Origin of the sequence: Legionella erythra, assembly GCF_001467615.1 — a bacterium.
GTDB lineage: Bacteria > Pseudomonadota > Gammaproteobacteria > Legionellales > Legionellaceae > Legionella_C > Legionella_C erythra.
On record NZ_LNYA01000034.1, the window covers coordinates 404,251 to 423,898 of the forward strand.

The window sequence follows — 19,648 nt, forward strand, 5'->3', positions numbered from 1 at the left end:
GACTTATTTGTATTGAGGAGAAACGCATGAAAGAGGAACTCAGAGGCCTGGCCACCCAACTTCTTACCTCACCGCCTAAAGATTTCTTTTCGCTTTATAATCGATTTGTCCATTATGATCATTTATTTAATCAGAGCAGCCCCCTGCCTCAGGAAGCCCATGCGTTATGGCTATGTCTCAATGATTTCAGGACGCTTCTGCTGCGCTGGAAAAGTAATACGGACAAACAAGCTGCGAGAGCAGCCATCATTGACGAACAGAAGAGCAATCAAAGTGAAATCAGGCAGATTAATGAGAGTCTTAAAGCCCATGAACTTGAGGCCAGCCAGCTCAAAGAGCAGCTTGAAGAACCTTATCAGCAACTCCATTCTGTCTATGCCAAAATCCAATCACAGAAAGAGCCCCTGCTCGCTCTCCCGGTTTATACCGGGCTTAGGGAACGTGAGGTCCTGATTTCAAGGCTTGAAGAGACCCTGACGAAAGAATTAAATGCCATTAAATTTGATGATCTCAAATTAATCCTTAATAAGAACTGGTTAAGAATTAATGACATTCAAAAGCAGTTGAAAGCACTGCATATCGATCTGATCTCGTATAGAAACATTGAACTTCTTCGGGGAGAATTGGAAAATATTCAATCCCAGATTGCCGGTCAAGAGCGGTATCTCCAGGCATTTACCCGCTACTCACAGCACTTGAAAGACTCTTTATCCCATCAGGACCTTTCAAGCACGATTAGCCAATTGAGTAATGAGCTTGAGGCATCACGACAAACACTGCGTGAGATAACTAACGACATTGACCAATTTGATCTTTCTACTGACATAAAACGGGATCTTAAGTATCTATTTGATGAAGCACCGGATAAGGAAAACCTGCTTTATATTAAAAGTTGGCAGCAGGTCATCAGTACTTCAAAGCTCAATCCTTTAGCCTGGGTGAATTGGTTCAGTAATAAAAATTACACCCAGGACGTGAAGAGCATGGAACAGCATTATGCCTACCTTTTGCTTTTGTTCAAACGCTATAAGCTGCTAGCAGACATTGACTTGCTCGAAAAGAAACGTGGGAATGCCCAGGCTATGTTGCCTGAGGCTCCTAACGAGGGGCAGACTGCATCAGATTCAGTCAAACGTTCAATGATTCAGCTTATCCAATCCTATAATACATCCTATTCCGGTGAACAATGCAGCAGCCTGGAATTAAAACAGGAACTGGATAAGCTCTGTCTTGCTGCATCAAACCACATCGCTCGATTAGGCAGCGGGTTGAAACTCGTTCAGGAGCTCAGTCATCTTCTGTCGGAAAATACCCGGCTACGTACTCACAATAATATCGTTCATGGCAATGAACTCGACTTAACGCCCACTCAAATTAAACGGCTAACAGAGGAAACCCCTGACCGTAAAATACGCATTCAGGAACTGATTAGGCAAATTAGCCTGTGTAAGGATTATTTAGTCAAGATGCAACACGTCTCCTTATCTGACGCTCAAACGATGGCGTTGAATCTTCGAAAGATCAACTTAAAGCAGCGAGGGAAAGAATTGCGGGCAGAATTAGCCAAACAGCCATTACCGAAAGCGTTAATGGAAGAACATGAACAATTGGAAACCGTACTGCCATTGCAATGGCAGCAACTGAAAGCCTTACTGACTGAACCCGATCATGAGAAAGACGATCCCCTCATCGTAGTTCAGCACGTGCCGCTTAAGCAGGGAATAGAATACCATCAAAAACTGGATGTCGTGCATCAGCAAATTCTAGCGCAGCTTCAGGGGATGGAGCCGGGATTTAAGCAATGGTACCAGCAATTGTTTATTGTCCTGCAATCCCAGGCTAATGATAAGAGACATTATTATCAGGCAGCCCAATTGTTACGGGATATCCATTTCGAATTGGAATACCCTGATCCGATAAATCCCTATGCAGTGCTTCAGGCGTATCAACGGCTCGCCCCGAGCCCCGAGAAAGATTGGGATCATTTGCTGAACTTAAAACCCGCGGTACCGGTTGTCGATAAGAAACCGGGTGCGCTCAGGTCCTCCTCGTTGAATACGCGGCTTGACACTCTCTATACCCATCAGGCTGGTTTGAAAAATAAACATCCGCGAGAGGCCATACTACTGGAGCAGGCTACCTTGAATTTGCATCAATTAGCTCATCTTGCGGAAGGGGATGACAAACGAGATGAACTCCAGAATACCCAAGCCTGTTTAGCTGACCCCCGCTACGATAGTCTGCAAAAACACCGTGGTTTTCTCAAGGTCGTGGAGCTTATTGCTCAATTTATCACTGAGTTGATTCGTTTAGTTTCACGAAAAGCGGATGATTATCGTCATCGCTTTTTCTTTATACCCACTTGTTCCTCTCAACTGCTGCAATCCACCAGCAGCGAATTAATCAGTTGCCCCGCCTAGGGCAACTGCTGATTTTTATGCGCGGTCTTTTCAAAGGACATGATTTGATCGCGCAACCATTGGGCGTGACGCGCCACTTCCTGTTCATCGGTGCCTTCAACCATCACTCGAAGCAGGGGCTCTGTCCCGGATGGTCTTAAAAGGACACGTCCATTGTTATTCAGCTGCCGGCTAACATTGTCAACAAGAAGGGTAATGTCTGGGTGCCTCGCCAATTCGCCCGCATCATTGGTTTTAATATTAATCAGGGTCTGAGGCAGCAGTTCAATGCCTTGTGTGAGCTCTTTTAAGGTTTTATCCTGCTTCACCATGCAGGCTAACACCTGCAAGGCGGCAATAATACCGTCCCCGGTTGTGGTTTTGTCAAGGCAAACAATATGCCCTGAGGGCTCCCCACCGATTCGCCAATCTTTTTCTTTCAGTGCCTCCAGCACATAACGGTCGCCTACTTTAGCACGCAGGAAGGGAACCCCCATGGCCTCAATCGCTTTTTGCAATCCAAAATTGCTCATTTGCGTACCGACTACCCCGCCTTGCAGCATACCGCGTTGATGCCGCTCACGGGCAATGATGTATATGATTTGATCCCCATCAACCACGTTTCCTTCCGCATCGATCATAATGCAGCGATCGCCATCACCATCCAGAGCGATCCCTAAGTCAGCACGTGATTGAATCACGCGCTGACGTAATATTTCCGGGGACGTCGAGCCGCAATGCGCGTTGATATTAAAACCATCCGGCTCATCGCCGATAGCAATCACTTCTGCCCCGAGTTCACTGAACACATTGGGTGCAATGTGGTAAGTAGCGCCATTCGCGCAATCAACCACCAGTTTAATTCCCGATAACCGCGTTAGGGAAGGGATGCTGGATTTGCAAAATTCGATGTAACGACCCGCGGCATCATTGATGCGCCTTGCTTTTCCGAGATGTTTGGACGCCGCCATCTGTAACGGTTTCTCTATTTCTGCCTCAATCGCAAGCTCCATGGCGTCAGGAAACTTACTGCCGTCAGACGAGAAGAATTTTATGCCATTGTCTTCAAAGAGATTATGGGAGGCACTGATGACAATACCTGCATTCGCTCTCAGGGTTTGTGTCAGGTAAGCAATACCAGGCGTAGGCATGGGGCCTAACAAAGCCACGTCCACACCCGCTGCCGCCAGACCTGCTTCAAGCGCTGATTCAAGCATGTAGCCTGAAACCCGGGTATCTTTACCGATGATGACTTTTTTACGCTGCTCATTACCCAATACCCGTCCTAAAGCCCATCCCAATTTCAGCATGAACTCAGGGTTAACATTGGACAGTCCAACTTGTCCTCGAATACCGTCTGTGCCAAAGTATTTGCGTTGATTCATCCTTATTACCTCACTCATTCTCAGCTTGTACAATGGCGTCAATCATCGACAAAGCCTGATTGGTTTCATCCACATCATGGGTTCTGATGATTGCAACGCCCTGCAATCCGGCAAAAACTGCCACAGCAATACTGCCGATTAATCGTTGTTCAACCGCTTTATTCAAAACCGCACCCAAGGTACTTTTACGTGAAGCCCCCAGCAACAACGGTAATCCATGGCGTTGAAAACGCTGGATGTGTTTGGTAAGCCATAAATTATGCTGAACTGACTTACCAAAGCCAAACCCTGGATCAAGAATCAGGTGTCGCGGTGCAATTCCCGCCTGGACACATCGCTCAATGCGGTCAACGAAAAAATCATTAATTTCATCCACTACATCTTTACTGTAGTAGGGATTTTCCTGCATGGTTTCCGGTATGCCGTTCATGTGCATCAAACAGACGGGAACGTTTAATTCAGCTGCAGCCGCCAAGGCTCCTTCCTCAGAAAAGGCTTTTATATCATTAATCATATCAGCGCCTGCCCCAACAGCCGCACGCATGACCGCGGCCTTTGTGGTGTCAATTGATAAACAGATATCACTTTCCTGACGGATCTTCTCTATTACCGGAAGCACGCGATCCAGTTGCTCCTGTATTGACACCGCCCGGGCACCGGGTTGCGAGGATTCCCCGCCCAAATCAATCAAATCAACGCCGGCACAAACCATGCGCAGAGCCTGTTGCAGCGCAGCATCTGGATCAATATAACGGCCCCCATCGGCAAACGAATCCGGGGTGACGTTTAACACACCCATGATCAGAGGTTTGGAAGAAACAGGACTGGAATGGGTCTTGGCATAATGATTAAGCCAATTTAAAAACTCGCTGTTATTCACTTTTCTCTCAGAATAAGGGGAATACAATGACAAGGAGCAGCGTACCCTTAAGGCCGGCAAGGCCGCTTTAAGGGTACACCCGATTAATGCTCTCCCGCAGGATGATCAACCGCTTTACCATTGATGGGTTTATTCGATTCGCCGGCCTCTGGCGGGCTTTTTTCTATTCGTTTGGTCTCATCCCAATCTTCAGGGGGAGAAGGCTCTTTTCCGGCCATGATTTCACTGATTTGATGAGTATCGATGGTTTCATATTTAATCAGGGCTTCGGCCATGACATGCAGTTTATCCATGGATGCAACCAGAATACTTCTGGCTCGTTCATAGTTCCTATCAATGATTTTTCGCACTTCCTCATCGATATGCTGCGCTGTCTTGTCGGATACTTCTTTACGCTGACTGACGCTTCGGCCCAGGAAGACTTCGCCTTCCTCTTCGCCGAATGTTAAAGGACCCAGATCAGACAAGCCCCAACTCGTTACCATCTTGCGCGCGATTTCCGTGGCCCGCATGATGTCATTCGATGCGCCTGTCGTCACGCTTTCCGCTCCAAAGATGAGTTCTTCGGCAATCCGGCCACCAAAGAGACTCGATAATTGACTCTCAAGACGGCGCTTGCTGTGGCTGTAGCGATCCTGTTCTGGCAGGAACATGGTCACGCCCAATGCACGTCCGCGCGGGATAATGGTCACTTTGTAAACCGGGTCATGCTCCGGCACGGACAAGCCGACAATGGCATGGCCTGCTTCATGGTAAGCGGTGAGTTTTTTCTCGTTTTCGTCCATGACCATGGAGCGACGTTCAGCGCCCATCATAATCTTGTCTTTGGCCTTGTCCAATTCAATGAGGCTGACTTTGCGCTTGTTGGCTCGGGCTGCGAACAATGCGGCTTCATTAACCAGGTTAGCCAGATCGGCACCAGAGAATCCCGGGGTACCGCGGGCAATCGGCAGGATTTCAACATGCTTTTCCAATGGGACTTTTTGCAGATGCACTTTGAGAATTTGTTCACGCCCACGGATATCCGGCAGAGGCACAACCACTTGCCGGTCAAAACGGCCTGGGCGAAGCAAGGCTGGATCAAGCACATCCGGACGGTTGGTTGCTGAAACAACAATCACGCCTTCATTGCCTTCAAACCCATCCATTTCAACCAGCAACTGGTTTAAGGTCTGTTCCCGTTCATCATGGCCACCGCCCAATCCGGCGCCACGATGGCGACCGACTGCATCAATCTCGTCAATGAAGATGATGCAAGGCGCGTGTTTTTTAGCCTGCTCAAACATATCACGTACCCGGGAGGCACCCACGCCCACAAACATTTCCACGAAATCAGAACCGGAAATGGTAAAGAAAGGCACTTTAGCTTCACCCGCAACGGCTTTAGCCAGCAGGGTTTTACCGGTTCCCGGAGGACCGACCAGCAAAACGCCTCGGGGAATACGACCGCCCAAGTTCTGAAACTTGGTTGGATCCCGTAAGAAATCAACCAACTCCTTCACTTCTTCCTTTGCCTCATCCACACCCGCGACATCGGCAAATGTAACCTTCACCTGATCTTCGCCCAAAAGACGGGCGCGCGAACGCCCAAACGACATGGCGCCGCGCCCACCCCCGCCTTGCATCTGACGCATGAAAAAGAACCAGACGCCGATTAGCAAAAACATCGGGAACCAGTTAATGAATACATGAACCAGGAAGCTTTCCTGCGGCTTTTCCTGACCACTGACATCGACCTTGCCTTTTAACAATTCACCCAGCAGAGCGTCGTCCTGTAAGGGCATGTAAGTCACAAACCGTTGGTTCTTTTTCGTCATACCCTTGATGACTTTACTGTCCTCAATGGTCACTGAATTAACGTTACCCTGCTCCACTTCTTTCAGAAACTGGCTATAGGATAATTTTTGAGTATCGGCGTGCCGTGGTCCAAAATTGCTGAACACTGAAACCAGTACAATAGCAACAATTAGCCACAGAATCAGATTTTTTACCATGTCGTTCAAAGTATTAACCTCAATTGTACGTATTTCTACGTCGTTAGAACGATAAAGTTACTATAAATTATAGCCCTTCGCCAGCAAATAGGTTTCTCGCGAACGAGAACGTGAGGCCATTGGTTTACGAATAACTACTTTTTCAAACCGTGTGCGGGCCTCTTTAATCAAATCATCAAAACCGGCACCATGAAATATCTTAATCAGCATGGAGCCGCCGGGCTTAAGCGTCTTATCGGCAAAGTCAAACGCTAACTCCGCGAGATACATCGCTCTCGGAATATCCACAGCGGCCGTACCACTCATATTTGGGGCCATGTCTGATAAAAGCAAGTCCACACTGCGCTCAGGAATTAAATTCATTAACTGGTGCAGCACATCGTCTTCACGGAAATCACCCTGAATAAAATCAACATCAGGCAACGCATCCATGGGTAAAATGTCCAGGGCAACAATACGGCCATGACCTTGTAGTTTTTGACTGACGTATTGAGTCCAGCCGCCAGGTGCTGCGCCCAAATCCACCACGGTCATGCCTGGACGAAGCAAATGCTCTTTGACATCCACTTCCTGGAGTTTGTACACAGCGCGGCTTCGATACCCTTCTGATTGCGCCTTTTTAACATAAACATCGTCAAAATGTTCTTGCAACCATCTCTTACTGCTTTTGGAACGTGGCATACTGGACAATGTAATGAAAAACTCATGCTATCATACTTAAATTTACTACCTTTTCCCAGCAAAACGTGCAATAATTCGCCATTTATTTTCTCAGGATACCGCGTGAACACTGCCTTTAAACAGGCCCTTAAAGCCAAAGCCCACCATTTAAAACCAGTCATCTTGATTGGTGCCAAAGGATTGACCCCGCCCGTCATTGAAGAAACCAGCCACGCCTTGAATGCACACGAGCTAATTAAGGTCAAAATCAATGGCGCTGAAAAAGACGATCGCGAAATCATGATTCATGAACTCTGCGACGCATTGCAGGCCGAACTCATCCAGGTCATTGGCAATACCGCCGTTATTTACCGCAAAAAAGAAGACTGAGTCCAGGCGTTTTCGCATGCTTCTCTCTCAACCCGCCCCTTTTCTCGGTGAGAACGGTTTGGGGGAGAGGAAAATATTCTGGACAGGTGGTATAAAACCCACTTGAAAATGAGAATGATTATCATTTATATTTAATCTATCTTCTTTTGATGGATCTCATACGATGGCACTTGCATATGGTAATTTTCATGATTTAAGTCATCAATTACGCTTTTTGTTATTTGAAGTCGGCATCGGTTTGCCACAACATGCCATTGATTATTATATTACTGTCGCGCATCATGACTGCCTGCAGCGCCTTAAACAAGCAGCCGCGATGGAACAATTGATTGCCACCCCCTTAGCCAGCCATCATATCCATGATTGGCTTGATCTGCTTCAAGACAAAATGAAGCGCACACACCCGGCCAGCGCCTTTTACAACTGGCAGGGCTTGCGTTTGGAACTCAGCGAAAGCATCGCCAATGAAGCATTGGCTCTGGCTTATCGCCAACGCTGGCAAACGGAATTAAAACGTAAGCTTCATGGCTCGACGTTCTGGGCCTGGTTAAATCCGTGCTCCGCGCAGGAGAGTATGGAATTACTGGAACAGTGGGGTTGTGTCGGGCATCCTCATCACCCCAATTTCCGCTGTAAAATGGGATTTAACCGTCGAGAAGTCATGCAATATTCGCCGGAATTTAATGCCCAGGTCGCCATTCATTGGGGTGCTTTGCGGCGTGACCGTGCCCACTTAAGCGGCATGGATTATGAATCCCTGCTCCAGAGTCAATTTCCACACGAATATCAACGCTGGCAGGATAGTCTCCGCTTTAAACAGATGAACCCGGAGGCCTATTACCCATTACCCATCCATCCCTGGCAATGGCGCAATAAAATTCAGAGCCTTTTTACCGAACTACTGGATAGTAAGGAACTGACTTTTATTCCTCATCATCAACTGACCCGCCCATCCATGTCGTTTCGCACCATGATGACCTCAGGCGACAAACGCTGCCATTTAAAATTGGCAGCAGGGGTGCACACCACGTCGGCACTGCGTACTGTTTCTCCAGCCTCTGTCGACAACGGTCCGGCCCTATCCGCCTGGATAAATCATCTTTTGCAGGGCGAGGATTACTACCAGGGAACACTTTTTTTAGCCCGTGATCTCGCTGGAATCAATGTGAAGCATCCGGCCATTCCCGCTCATCAACGAAATCAGGCGGCCTTGCTGCTGCGGGAGAATCCGGTCACATTTGTCCACCATGAAACACAACGCCTAGTCCCGCTTGCCGCCCTTTTCACCCAATCACCGGACGGGCCCTACCCGTTGCTTCTCGATATCATGAAAGCCAGCGGCCTATCTCTACGTCAATATTTTAATGCCTATTGCCGCCTGATTTTTGCCAGCCAGCTGCATTTCATGATGCGTTACGGCATCGCCATGGAGAGTCATCAGCAAAATACCTTGATCCGCTTTGATAATCACCTTCCCACGGCCTTGGTTATACGCGACCTGGGCGGCATTCGCCTATCGACTCATCCTGTTTACGATCACGCAGCAAAGCCCGCTTTGCATCCTGATTCCACCTTAACCAGCCCCAACCTTGAGACGGTGTGCGACAAATTCATCCACAGCAATCTGCAAAGTAATGTAGCTTATGTGATAGCGGCCCTGAATCAACATGGCCCATGCACAGCCAGCGAATTATGGCAGCAGACAGGTACCGTGCTCAAAACTGTGTTTGCCGAACTTTCGCCCTTTGTGCAACCGTCTCTTGTCGATTGGTATTATCAAAAAATACTTGTCAAGCCATGGGCGCATAAAAGCCTCCTATCCATGCGGCTTAATCAGGGAGGCCAGGATGACCTGTTCACCTTTATTGATAACCCTTTGAGTCATTAATATGGACAAGCGTTTACAACGGATTATTCTTGCCAGTCAATTTTTCATGCTGCTCGCGATGGAAATGACAAATCCTTTTCTTCCCTTGCTGATAGCGAGTCAGTCTGGTTCACTGCATTCAGCTGTATTTTACAGCACGTTGGCCCTGGCACTGCCCATGGGCGCCAACATCATCATGGGGCCTTTGTGGGGCCGGCTGGCCGATCGGTGGGGATACAAACTGATGCTGATGCGCGCAGCCTGGGCTTTAGTCGTCTGTCAGGGCCTGATGCTCGTTGCCGATTCGGCTTCAGCTATCCTCATGGTCCGTATTATTCAAGGGGGCTTTGCCGGGTTTATTGTCGCCATGCAGACCTATGCCGTGTCGCTTTGCGACTGGCATTGCAAAAGCCGGCAATTGGCGCGACTGCAATCTGCCAAAGCCATTGCCACAACGGTTGCCGGTCTTGTCGGTGGTTTATGCCTGACTTACACCGGTTATCGCGGCCTCTACATGACCGCTTTGCTGTTAAGCCTCGCCACCACCCTCATCATGCAAAACCAATTGCCGCAAACATGCATTCAGCCCGCTAAACGCCCGCTTCACACATCGCCTTCGTTATTATCTGTAGGGCTTTTTACCGCAATCATTGGTTTACTGATCGTGTTGACCCAGATGGCCCGGTATTTAATCGATCCTGTGTTTTCATTAGCCGTTACACAGGCGCTGCATGCCGATGTTGTTTTCATCGGTATGCTCTACTCACTGCCGGCTGTTTCGCTGCTCCTGGCTTCCGAGTGGTGCGGACGCCAGTTTGATGAATGCCGCCTTCACCCGCAACGGATTAAATATTATTTACTGGCTTATTGCCTGCTTGGCGCGCTCATCCTGTTGGCACAGGGTTTATTGATTAACCGCCTTAGCCTGATTGTTGCACGCCTTCTCTGGGGTGTGGTGCTCGCTGCACTTCTACCTGCTCTCTTAACCTTAATCAGCGACCGGTCCGACCAACAGGGTTATGCCCTGGGTCTTGCTAATTCATTGGCCAAACTCGGGAATTTAACCGGCATTTGCCTCGGCGGGTATCTGGCGGGGTTTATGTCCCTGTCGCAATTGTTTCTAATTGTCGCAGCCATTTATGCCCTGATGGCACTGGCGGCGTCAACCCTTACGCTGTCACAGAATTTACCCTTTAAACCCGTCGCGAAGGGGTCATGATGAGAAAATCAGCCTGGATAATGATTTTATTGACCTGGTTTTTAGGCAACATGAGTATCCACTTTATAACCCCCGCTTTGCCGCAATTGGCTGTCTTTTTTGACGTCACGCCACGGGTCGCTCAACTGACCATCAGTCTTTTCTTATCGGGTAAAGCGATAAGCATGCTTTTGTGGAGTAGGCTTTCTGAGCAACGCGGCCGCAAACCCGTCTTTATCGTTGGCTTATTGCTTTACACCGTCAGCAACTGGCTCTGTTCATTGAGTCATTCCGTGTTTTTCTTTCTGTTATGCCGTTTTATGCAGGGTGTGGCCGTGGGCGCTACTCTGCTCATGGGGCGGGCCATGGTGAATGACACGCACAATGAACAACAGGCGACTCGACAATTTGCCTTTTTATTTTCTCTAGCTGGTTTTTTTATTTGTTTCCTGCCTGTCCTGGGCGGCTACATCCATCACTATTGGCCCTGGCAAGCAGCAACCTTCATCATGGCTGCCTATGGACTTTTATTATTATGTCTCACGCCCTGGATTGCAGAAACCCACACGTCGCCGGCTGCCGTCTTGCCCTTAGGCCAAACAATTAGCCTTGTTTTTCATCATGCCTTGTTTGTGCGTTACCTGATAGTATCTGCCTTGATGATGGCAGGCGAATCGGCCTTTAATACCAGCGCCCCCTTTATTTTAATCCAGGGCGGGGGGTTTAGCGTCAGTCAGTATGGCAGTATTAAAACGATCATGGCCATCATGCACCTGGTGGGCACTGGGACCTGCGGCTTGCTGACCCGTTATTTCAGCAGCGCGCAACTCGCCGTATTCGGCGTGCGCTTTTTTGCCGGCAGCGCCTTATTGATGGTCTTTTTTTCATGGACAGGCAGTCAGCTCATTCTCCTTTTTATCGTCCCGATGATGGTGTATTATTTCGGTACAGGATTCATTGTCGCCTCAACCACCGCCGCCTCGGTCCGTCCTTTCCCACAACATATGGCCACTGCCCTGGCTCTGACGCTGTTTTGTCAATTTACTTTTTCAGCGCTGTTCAGTTTAATCAGCAGCCTGCTCAGTATTGAGCATGTTACGCCGTTTATGGGGCTGATGAGCTTGATCGGTGTTTGCAGTTTAATCGCCGCATCGGGACTCGCGCTCAACAAATCACCTACGCAACAAGGTGACAGTCGCAGCAGGATTGTATAAACTTGAGGGCGATTAATAATAGAATCGTGGCAGCAAGGCGGCAGCCTTGCTCTTGCTGGCCAAAAACAAAAGGTCATATAAATTATTGTGTCTCACCCGATACTAAAACATAGTCCTAATGCATTGACCGTATTACGGCTGATATTGATTATCCCTTTTTTGGTTTATCTTTATCATAAAAATTATCCGACAGCCTTTTATGTGTTCATGTTTGCAGGATTTACCGATGGCTTTGATGGCTGGCTGGCGAGGCATTTCAGCTGGCAGAGCCTGTTTGGTTCATTTATGGATCCTCTTGCGGATAAATTGCTCATCGCCTCAAGTTTTATTTCCTTAGCCCTCATCGGGCAACTGCCCTGGTGGCTGGTCATTCTGGTTTTTTTACGCGATTTCACCATTTCCATGGGTGTTCTGGCATGGTACTGGTTTATCCAGCGTCAATTGGATTTTGAACCAACCCGACTCAGCAAGATCAACACCACATTACAACTGGCGCTGGTCACTGTATGCCTTTTCGAACTGGCTTTTTTCCCCATTACCGATTATCTCATTCAAACCTTAATTATCCTGACCGCCATCACTACAACAGCCACCTACATTCATTATGTCTGGACCTGGAGTAGGAAAGCCTGTATTGCCAACCGTTTGCCTCAATGAATAATCAGCAGTTAGCCCTAGCCATCCAATTGAATTACCAGGCCAATTTAAATACCTTTTGCTGGGATGAGGAAAACCGCTTAATTAAACAGCAGATTGAAGCCATGCTGAAAGGTCAGGGCGAACATTTCCTATACCTCTGGGGGACGACGGGATGCGGTAAATCGCATTTGTTGCAAGCCTGTTGTCAATTGCATCCCCAGGCCGTCTACTTGCCATTGGATATTTTAAAAGAATGGGGCCCGGCCAGTATTGAAGGCATGGCCACTCATGATTTACTGGCACTGGATAACATTGACGCGATAGCTGGCGATTCTGCCTGGGAAGAAGCGTTATTTCATCTTTACAATCAAGTTCGCGACAGGCCTGAGGCGACGCTATTAATCAGTGGCCAGCATTCCCCTGCATCATCAGCCATCCAATTGCCCGATTTACGTTCACGCCTCGCCTGGGGATTAGTGCTTCAGCTTAAAGAATTGAATGATGAATTGAAAATTATCGCCCTGCAACAGCAGGCTGATAAGCGGGGATTTCATTTAAACAGCAGCGTGGCGCTTTTTCTAATTAATCGCTGCGGACGAAACATGCATGAGTTACAAAGGATACTGGATAGACTGGACGAAGCATCCCTGGCCGCCCAAAGACGAATTACTGTCCCTTTTGTAAAAAAAATACTCGGCGTTTGACTTTTTTGAAGGGTCATTACTATACTAGGCGTTTATGTCTTTTTCCAGGGAGGGAAAATGGACACGGGAGCTATTGTACGCACCGAATTATTCAATACAGAGCGTGGCGAAGCATTTCCTTCGCTGCTTGTGCAAAACCTGGAACGATTCACCCGGCAGCATTACCTGATTCAAGACACTGCTGCATTTAACAATACGCTTTTAGGAGCCAATAAGCCAGGGGATTTGGCTGTTTTTTATGGGCATCATCAGCGCATCATTGGGTTTATGCGCATTTACCGGCAGGTTTTTTACGTGGGCACCAAAGAATACATTGTTTTTTTGGGCGGCACTTATCATGACCAGCGGTTGAATATTTGTTACAGTGCGGCCAAAATCGGATTGATTCAGGCCATGAAATATAAATTAGGCCATCCCGAACAGGAGCTGGTGTTTTTCTCTAACGTCAATACACCCACCAAATACCAGTTTTTGTCGACCATGAGCGAGATTTACTATCCGCGCCCGCAAAGACCGGTGCCCGATGCCATTCTACAATTGGTGGACCAGCTTAAAATTCATAACCAGTGGCAATCAGCATCCCATCATCCGATGGTCATTACCAATCAATTGGCTGTCCTTCACCCTGATCTGCAACATATTGAGCAGAATGAATTGACGGATTATTATCACACCATCAACCCCAATTACCGCTCCGGGCATTCACTGTTGGTTTATCTACCGCTTAATCTGGCCACCATCGGCCATGGCATCAGGCAGGTGGTGACCAATTCGCCTCATGTCTTGAGTGCTGATACCTGTTAAGAGAAAAAATGGGCCACTCCGGGTTCATGGCCTGAATGACTGGCATTCAATACGAGTGCCCCAGGCATTTTATTCGTGACCTCAGACGAAGCAAACAGCCCCATCACCACAACAGGCGATGGTTCCTTTTCCACGCCACTCACCAACTCGGCAGATTCTGCCGAAACAGCCTGTGTGTTGACAATGATCTTTGACTCCGCTTGTTTCTGGAAAAAACGGACCGATTCCTCCAGCTTATACACTTTTGCCTGTAAACCAGTCTTTTCTTGCTTCTCCATGGATAAAACCTTGTCCAGTTCATTGGCATGTTCTGTTTGTTTTTCCAACATCGATTGTAGCCGTAGATTGTCTTCTCTTGCTCTTTCAAGTAGTTTTTTGGTCTCTTCTAACTGTTTTAACTGAACTTCGGCTTCTTTCAGTTTCTTTTCCATTTCAGCCGCTTTTTGAGTTTCTTCTTCCTGCTTATCACGAAGAACCGCTACCTCACATGTCTTTTGGTTTAGGGCAATTTCCATTTTCTTGTTCTCGATAACCACTTCATTGTGTTGAGCCCGCAATAAATCCACCTGCTGCGTCAGATCCTTCACGACGTTGACGTGTTCTTTTTCTGTTTCCTGGTGTTTTTTTCTTGTTTCCTCATGAGCCCTCTTTTCTTCCACAAAGGCTTGCTGATCGGGAGACGGGTTATTCAGTTGATTTTTTTTATCATTGATATGTTCAAGCAGGCTTTCCAAGTCCTGATTTTCATTATTGTTCTCGTGTTTATCGGTTAATTTTTCAATTTTTTCTTTATCAAGACCAATCATACGGCCAATTAAATTTTCAATGCCGGGACGCTCAACAAACCAGTAAACCGCGAGTGCTGCAAAGCCCACAGCGACGCTGACTAAAATAATCGGCCAGAACGTAGCTGAAATACTGCTTACAAACAGCCCTGCGATTGCCAAGGCTACGGTTTGGCCTGCAAAAAAGCCACCGCTAAAGAATATAACCCCGGTGATCGCCGCAGTGACAAACTTAGCCATTTTTAATGCCGGTCTATCCAGTGCTTTTTCGAGTTTTGCAACGTCATCCAAAATTTCTTGCCGTCGCGCTTTCAGCGCCTCAACCAGCTTAAGGTATTCTTCCAATTCTTCCGGCGTTTTTGCCTTATGCCATTGTGAATTAATTTTTATACGCAGCGCTTTTATTGATTCAAGCTCTTTGGTGTAAAGATCGACCATCTTCGGTGCACTTTTTAAATTAACACCGAGGTTATGCGAAATCTCAACCAGATCAAACGCATAAAACACCAGAATGGACAGCACGGAAAATACGGTACCAGCAACAAATATACCGACGGTAGGGAGATTAAAAACCCCCAATAATGCGGTTACACCATCAAACCCTTCGCAACCGAAAAAAATGGTTCCGGCAATAGCCAGAAGTATGAATTTAAGTCTACTCACCCAGTTGGACTTTTTCTTCTCCTGAACTTTGCTCACCTGTAAGGCTTTTTCCATGTCTTTTAAATGGGCCGCGATTAATGCTTCGATGTAGTAGCGCTCATCTTCACTGAGTTTGTCAGACCCCGCGGCTTTAAATACCTTTAATAATTGAAGCGTATCATTAGGGCCCGCCTTTTGGGGCGCAGTAAAGCCCGCTTTGTTGGGTTCTAAATCCTCTAAAAAAACATCAGGAATCTTACCTTGCAGCTCGATACCGGCTTTTTTAGCCTTGGCTATTACTTTTAACGTCGCTTTTCTGGTTATAGGAGGTAAACTCACGTCAGTACTCCACTGGATTAGTATCAATCAACTGCTGGGCAGTAGATAATAACGATCATACTGAATGTTTATTAAACAAATATTAAGTAGTGGCCTGTCGTGGAAATAAAATCGCGGCAAGTCGGCACAAAGGGGTTTAATCGCATATATTTATATACGTTTCTCTGAAATAAAAATAATGAGACGTTATTAAACCATGATTTATTCAACCGGATTGAATAACCATGGTGTTGATTAAGCGTTTTCTCCATGGATACCCGCTTCGCACGGGTTAAGACAACTTATTGAAGTAGCATTTAATGCCTATGTGTCTCCATGCGTCAGCCCCGGAAAAACTCAGCTTGGTAAACCGGCATTAGACAAAGGCTGACATGAACGAGAAATGGCTTTCATACATCGTGCGGGATTTTAATATAATGGCTTAAGCGTGCGGAAATCAGCCACATAAAAATGCCGATACCCAATGTCACCAGTCCAATCCAGGCAAATACATTGGTGTAGATAGTTAAAGACTCCAAACCCGGTTTCACATGCTCAGGCAATGCGGTAAAGGACGCCACGGAAGCGCCAATGAAGCCGGCCACCGCCGATGTGAGAAACCACATACCCATCACAAAACCGGCAATCTGGGCAGGCACCAGTTCAGCCACCATGGCAACGCCTAACGCCGAAACAAACAATTCCCCTGTACTTTGGAAAAAATAACTGGCCACCAGCCACCAGGAAGAAACCATTCCCGCCTCATCATGAACGAAACGGGCAAAATAAAGGAGTGTGAAGCTAATCCCGCAGCAAATCATGCCCACTGCAAATTTGTAGGGAATGTGGAAATGCACACGTGATTTGTGCAAGCGGCTGTAAAACATAGCCAGAATAGGGCTCATGATAATAATCCAGATAGGATTCAGCGCCTGGAAGGTCTGCGGATCGAACGTGATGCCGAACAATACCGGGTTTACGTTATTGACTGCGAACAAATTCAATGATGTCGGCATCTGCTGGTAGAGTGTGAAGAAAACAATGGCCTCAATCATCAACACCAGCGCCACCACCATGCGCAGGAAAGAACGGTTCTTCTCGCGGCGCATATAAACAAAATAAATGCCCACAACGATTGCAGTGACCAGCCAAACCAACTCCTGAGCAATCATCACATGCTGTAACAGGTAAGCCGACGCGAAGGTAGCCAGCACAATACCGACCATTACCACAGCCCATTGCCATAACTGGATGTCTTTATTATCCGCCTCGGTATTCACATTGGCGACATGCCGGCGTTGAAACCAATAATTTGCCAGTCCTAATACCAATCCGATGAAGCTCACAAAATAGGCGTAGGGATATCCATACCGGGATGAAACGGCAGGGCCTGCGATAAGAGCCACGGTCGAACCCAGATTAATGGCCATGTAGTAGAGGGTGAAGCCGCCGTGTAGACGGGGATCGTCTTCCGTGTAGCATTTGGCCAACAGGCTGGAGGGATTGGCCTTAAACAAACCATTACCAACGCAGATTAAGCCCAGCGCCAGAAAAACGCGTTCCTCGTCCGCGAAAGCCAGAGCGAGGTAACCCAAGGCCAGTGTGATTAATCCCAGAACGATAGTGCGTTTGGTACCGAGCACCTTATCGCCGAGGTAGCCGCCAAAAGCAACCATGCCATAGACCAGCGCCGAAAAGGCACCAAAGGCGAAATAGGCTTCGTTGTCACTAAATCCTAAAAATCGCATGAAATACAGGGTAAGAATACCTTGTACTGTATAAAAACCAAACCGCTCCCAGATTTCCAGCATGAAAATCATGTGGAAAGCGCGTGGTTGCTCACGAAATAATGCCAGCATGAGCCGCCGCCTCATCAATCCATAATCAAGATCAACTAAGCTATACCACTTTATTGAGGATTGCAATCGTAGGCATTACGTTGGGTGACTGGCGTCCGACTCCCTGTTTTCGTCGTCGTCTTTCATGCTCTCACCTTCTCCCTCTTCATCATCCTCTTCCTGGGCAGACGGTTTTGCGAAGCTGTCGCTAACCGGATGTTCATGAGCAATGGATAACACCATGGCTGCCTCTGGCTTATCCAGAAGCGTGCTGGTGAAATCTGCCGCATTTTCCAAATCCAATTGCTCTTCCTCGCTCAGTTTCAACTCCCCGCGCCTGATTTGGTTGACCGCTTTCCCCAGTAATTTCAGGGCCGGTTCAATGGATTCAAACAGATCAGAAACAAAACTTAAGTCTGTGTGCGGGCATTCCGCTCCCAAGTTTTGCTTTAAGTTGCTGAAGAAATTCAACACGCCTCGAGCATCGTTTTTTTCGACCAGGGCCGTGAGTTTTCGATCCATTTCATCCATGTGTTCTTCCCGAATCTTAAGATCCTGACGCAATTTTATAAGTTCCTCTTTGGATTGTTTATCCAGAAGGCTTAGGCGGGGACGCGGGTTTTCAATCTTTAACTTATCCTCTTGTTCAGCACTGCCTATCAAAGCGGCCTTTTCTCTGTTAGCCTCTGTTAACTCCGGCGCGGGTTCTTCGGCATTGTCTTTCTCTTGACCGAATTTGCTCGCAACCCAGCTTCCGAATTTTTTAAGATAAGGGGCAACGATAGGGCCTATAAAACGCCCCGCCGCATAGCTGACACCGATAACGCCTGCGGCAGCCAGAATGCTTAAACCCGCCACCGGGAAAAACAGGCTGACGATGGCACCAATCACCACCAGGGATCCTAAACCGATGGCGACTCCCTTATCCACAAAGGCCATGGTTCCCATTTTTTTGAGTTTGGCCTGGTCAGCAGCCTGTTTATTGTGCAATTCCTGCAAAGCGGTCTCTTTTTCTTCTGACTGGTTGGCGAGTGAGATCAATTCACGATCGATATCGCTGATTCTTTTCGCATCGGTGGATGCGTCAAGGGTTCCAAGCTCTTCTTCCAACTGTTTGGCTCGCGAAGCAAGCGCTTTTAATTCAGTCATTTCGAACTCAATAACCCCTGCTCTTTTTTTCAGGTCATTTTTTAACCGGTAACGCTGATAAATCATATTTCCCAGCGAAATAACACTCACCCCCAAGGCCATGCCGGCCCCGGCGATACCAATATAGGGCGCTGCAACCGGAAGCAGTATGGCCGTTAATGCAAGCCCCACGCCCACGCCTGAATACAACCAGCGCGCGGTTTTAGACAGGGTAATGGGTACTTTTTCGCCCACAATGAATGCCGCCAGATACACAGCGGGGATACGGACAAAATCCACAACACTCAAGGCAGCGCCGGCAATGTGAAAGCCAGATCCTGCAGCTTGCAGCGGTTGCGAGACATGACCGGTTGCAGCGATAAGGCTGCTTATGGTGCCGCCAGTTCTTCCAGCGCCCTGCAGCAACCCGGTCAATCCGGGTATTTTGGCTTTGAGCAAATCGATGACAAAGCTGGGATCAGCCGGTGGATGGCCTTCAAAGGTTCTGTTGTTTAGGCGCTCATGCAGTTCCCGTGCACGTTTGGCTGCTTTTGGGCGCGGGGCTTCCGGCGTTAATTCCTCATCAAGTATGTTCTCATCGGGTATAAAATTGGCTTGGGGGTTGGGGACTTTGTCCTGACTCATTACAACACCTGGTTCAATGGCAATAATTATTACTATAGCAAATCGTTGCTTAACGCATGCTGATGTACTGAAAATAATCAATAGCTCGATCACGGCCTACGCACTTCAATTTTCAATCAAACTGAGCAAATGTTCTAAAAAGGAATTGTCCCATCCAC

Annotated in this window: 15 protein-coding genes; 8 read left to right on the top strand and 7 right to left on the bottom strand. The window is 47.7% G+C overall.

Features of this window, described 5'->3' with window-relative positions:
• Positions 1–26: 26 nt before the first annotated feature.
• The gene (locus Lery_RS13135; protein ID WP_058527687.1) at positions 27–2,420 is read left to right on the top strand and encodes a coiled-coil domain-containing protein; all 2,394 of its coding nucleotides are present in this window, start codon (positions 27–29) and stop codon (positions 2,418–2,420) included.
• Here Lery_RS13135 and glmM read toward each other — a convergent pair.
• The 4 genes from glmM to rlmE form a co-directional block, all read right to left on the bottom strand.
• On the bottom strand, positions 2,417–3,784 hold the full coding sequence (gene glmM / locus Lery_RS13140; RefSeq protein ID WP_058527688.1) for a phosphoglucosamine mutase: 1,368 nt from the start codon (positions 3,782–3,784) through the stop codon (positions 2,417–2,419). The two genes, Lery_RS13135 and glmM, sit on opposite strands and share 4 nt — an antisense overlap.
• A 10-nt stretch (positions 3,785–3,794) precedes the next feature.
• On the bottom strand, positions 3,795–4,664 hold the full coding sequence (folP, locus tag Lery_RS13145) for a dihydropteroate synthase (protein WP_058527689.1): 870 nt from the start codon (positions 4,662–4,664) through the stop codon (positions 3,795–3,797).
• Between the two features lie 83 nt (positions 4,665–4,747).
• Positions 4,748–6,658 carry an ATP-dependent zinc metalloprotease FtsH gene (gene ftsH / locus Lery_RS13150; protein WP_058527690.1) on the bottom strand — a complete coding sequence of 637 codons (1,911 nt, stop codon included), beginning with the start codon at positions 6,656–6,658 and terminating at the stop codon, positions 4,748–4,750.
• Between the two features lie 60 nt (positions 6,659–6,718).
• Complete coding sequence (gene rlmE, locus Lery_RS13155) at positions 6,719–7,339, bottom strand: 23S rRNA (uridine(2552)-2'-O)-methyltransferase RlmE (protein WP_058527691.1); 621 nt, start codon at positions 7,337–7,339, stop codon at positions 6,719–6,721.
• Positions 7,340–7,441: 102 nt separating this feature from the next.
• On the opposite strand from rlmE, the gene yhbY reads away from it, so the two are divergent.
• The 7 genes from yhbY to Lery_RS13190 all read left to right on the top strand — a co-directional run bounded on the left by yhbY (position 7,442) and on the right by Lery_RS13190 (position 14,134).
• Entirely contained in the window at positions 7,442–7,708 is a 267-nt protein-coding gene (gene yhbY, locus Lery_RS13160; protein WP_058527692.1) for a ribosome assembly RNA-binding protein YhbY, read from the top strand.
• 163 nt (positions 7,709–7,871) lie between these two features.
• Positions 7,872–9,596 (top strand): IucA/IucC family protein, encoded by a 1,725-nt coding sequence (locus tag Lery_RS13165; RefSeq protein WP_058527693.1) that lies wholly within the window; start codon positions 7,872–7,874, stop codon positions 9,594–9,596.
• Between the two features lies 1 nt (position 9,597).
• Positions 9,598–10,794, top strand: a complete 1,197-nt coding sequence (locus Lery_RS13170; RefSeq protein WP_065230302.1) for an MFS transporter — start codon at positions 9,598–9,600, stop codon at positions 10,792–10,794.
• A complete protein-coding gene (locus tag Lery_RS13175) occupies positions 10,791–11,987 on the top strand; it encodes an MFS transporter (protein WP_272946897.1) in 1,197 nt (398 codons plus the stop codon). The genes Lery_RS13170 and Lery_RS13175 overlap by 4 nt, the downstream gene beginning before the upstream one ends.
• A 99-nt stretch (positions 11,988–12,086) precedes the next feature.
• Entirely contained in the window at positions 12,087–12,644 is a 558-nt protein-coding gene (locus Lery_RS13180) for a CDP-alcohol phosphatidyltransferase family protein (protein WP_058527978.1), read from the top strand.
• Positions 12,641–13,330 (top strand): DnaA regulatory inactivator Hda, encoded by a 690-nt coding sequence (gene hda, locus Lery_RS13185; protein ID WP_058527694.1) that lies wholly within the window; start codon positions 12,641–12,643, stop codon positions 13,328–13,330. Before Lery_RS13180 ends, hda begins: the two co-directional genes overlap by 4 nt.
• Positions 13,331–13,387: 57 nt before the next feature.
• The gene (locus Lery_RS13190; RefSeq protein ID WP_058527695.1) at positions 13,388–14,134 is read left to right on the top strand and encodes a hypothetical protein; all 747 of its coding nucleotides are present in this window, start codon (positions 13,388–13,390) and stop codon (positions 14,132–14,134) included.
• Here the strand turns inward: Lery_RS13190 and Lery_RS13195 are convergent.
• The 3 genes from Lery_RS13195 to Lery_RS13205 form a co-directional block, all read right to left on the bottom strand.
• Positions 14,131–15,900, bottom strand: coding sequence for a coiled-coil domain-containing protein (locus Lery_RS13195; RefSeq protein ID WP_058527696.1), 1,770 nt, complete (start codon positions 15,898–15,900; stop codon positions 14,131–14,133). The two genes, Lery_RS13190 and Lery_RS13195, sit on opposite strands and share 4 nt — an antisense overlap.
• A gap of 389 nt (positions 15,901–16,289) precedes the next feature.
• Positions 16,290–17,738, bottom strand: coding sequence for an oligopeptide:H+ symporter (locus Lery_RS13200; protein WP_058527697.1), 1,449 nt, complete (start codon positions 17,736–17,738; stop codon positions 16,290–16,292).
• Between the two features lie 75 nt (positions 17,739–17,813).
• Positions 17,814–19,490, bottom strand: a complete 1,677-nt coding sequence (locus tag Lery_RS13205) for a hypothetical protein (RefSeq protein WP_058527698.1) — start codon at positions 19,488–19,490, stop codon at positions 17,814–17,816.
• Between the last annotated feature and the right edge of the window lie 158 nt (positions 19,491–19,648).

Coding starts and splice junctions, on each gene's coding strand:
- hda (WP_058527694.1), top strand. CDS start 12,641: ATGAATAATCAGCAGTTAGCCCTAGCCATCCAATTGAATTACCAGGCC.
- rlmE (WP_058527691.1), bottom strand. CDS start 7,339: ATGCCACGTTCCAAAAGCAGTAAGAGATGGTTGCAAGAACATTTTGAC.
- Lery_RS13190 (WP_058527695.1), top strand. CDS start 13,388: ATGGACACGGGAGCTATTGTACGCACCGAATTATTCAATACAGAGCGT.
- ftsH (WP_058527690.1), bottom strand. CDS start 6,658: ATGGTAAAAAATCTGATTCTGTGGCTAATTGTTGCTATTGTACTGGTT.
- Lery_RS13165 (WP_058527693.1), top strand. CDS start 7,872: ATGGCACTTGCATATGGTAATTTTCATGATTTAAGTCATCAATTACGC.
- Lery_RS13205 (WP_058527698.1), bottom strand. CDS start 19,490: ATGAGTCAGGACAAAGTCCCCAACCCCCAAGCCAATTTTATACCCGAT.
- Lery_RS13170 (WP_065230302.1), top strand. CDS start 9,598: ATGGACAAGCGTTTACAACGGATTATTCTTGCCAGTCAATTTTTCATG.
- Lery_RS13175 (WP_272946897.1), top strand. CDS start 10,791: ATGATGAGAAAATCAGCCTGGATAATGATTTTATTGACCTGGTTTTTA.
- Lery_RS13135 (WP_058527687.1), top strand. CDS start 27: ATGAAAGAGGAACTCAGAGGCCTGGCCACCCAACTTCTTACCTCACCG.
- Lery_RS13200 (WP_058527697.1), bottom strand. CDS start 17,738: ATGCTGGCATTATTTCGTGAGCAACCACGCGCTTTCCACATGATTTTC.
- glmM (WP_058527688.1), bottom strand. CDS start 3,784: ATGAATCAACGCAAATACTTTGGCACAGACGGTATTCGAGGACAAGTT.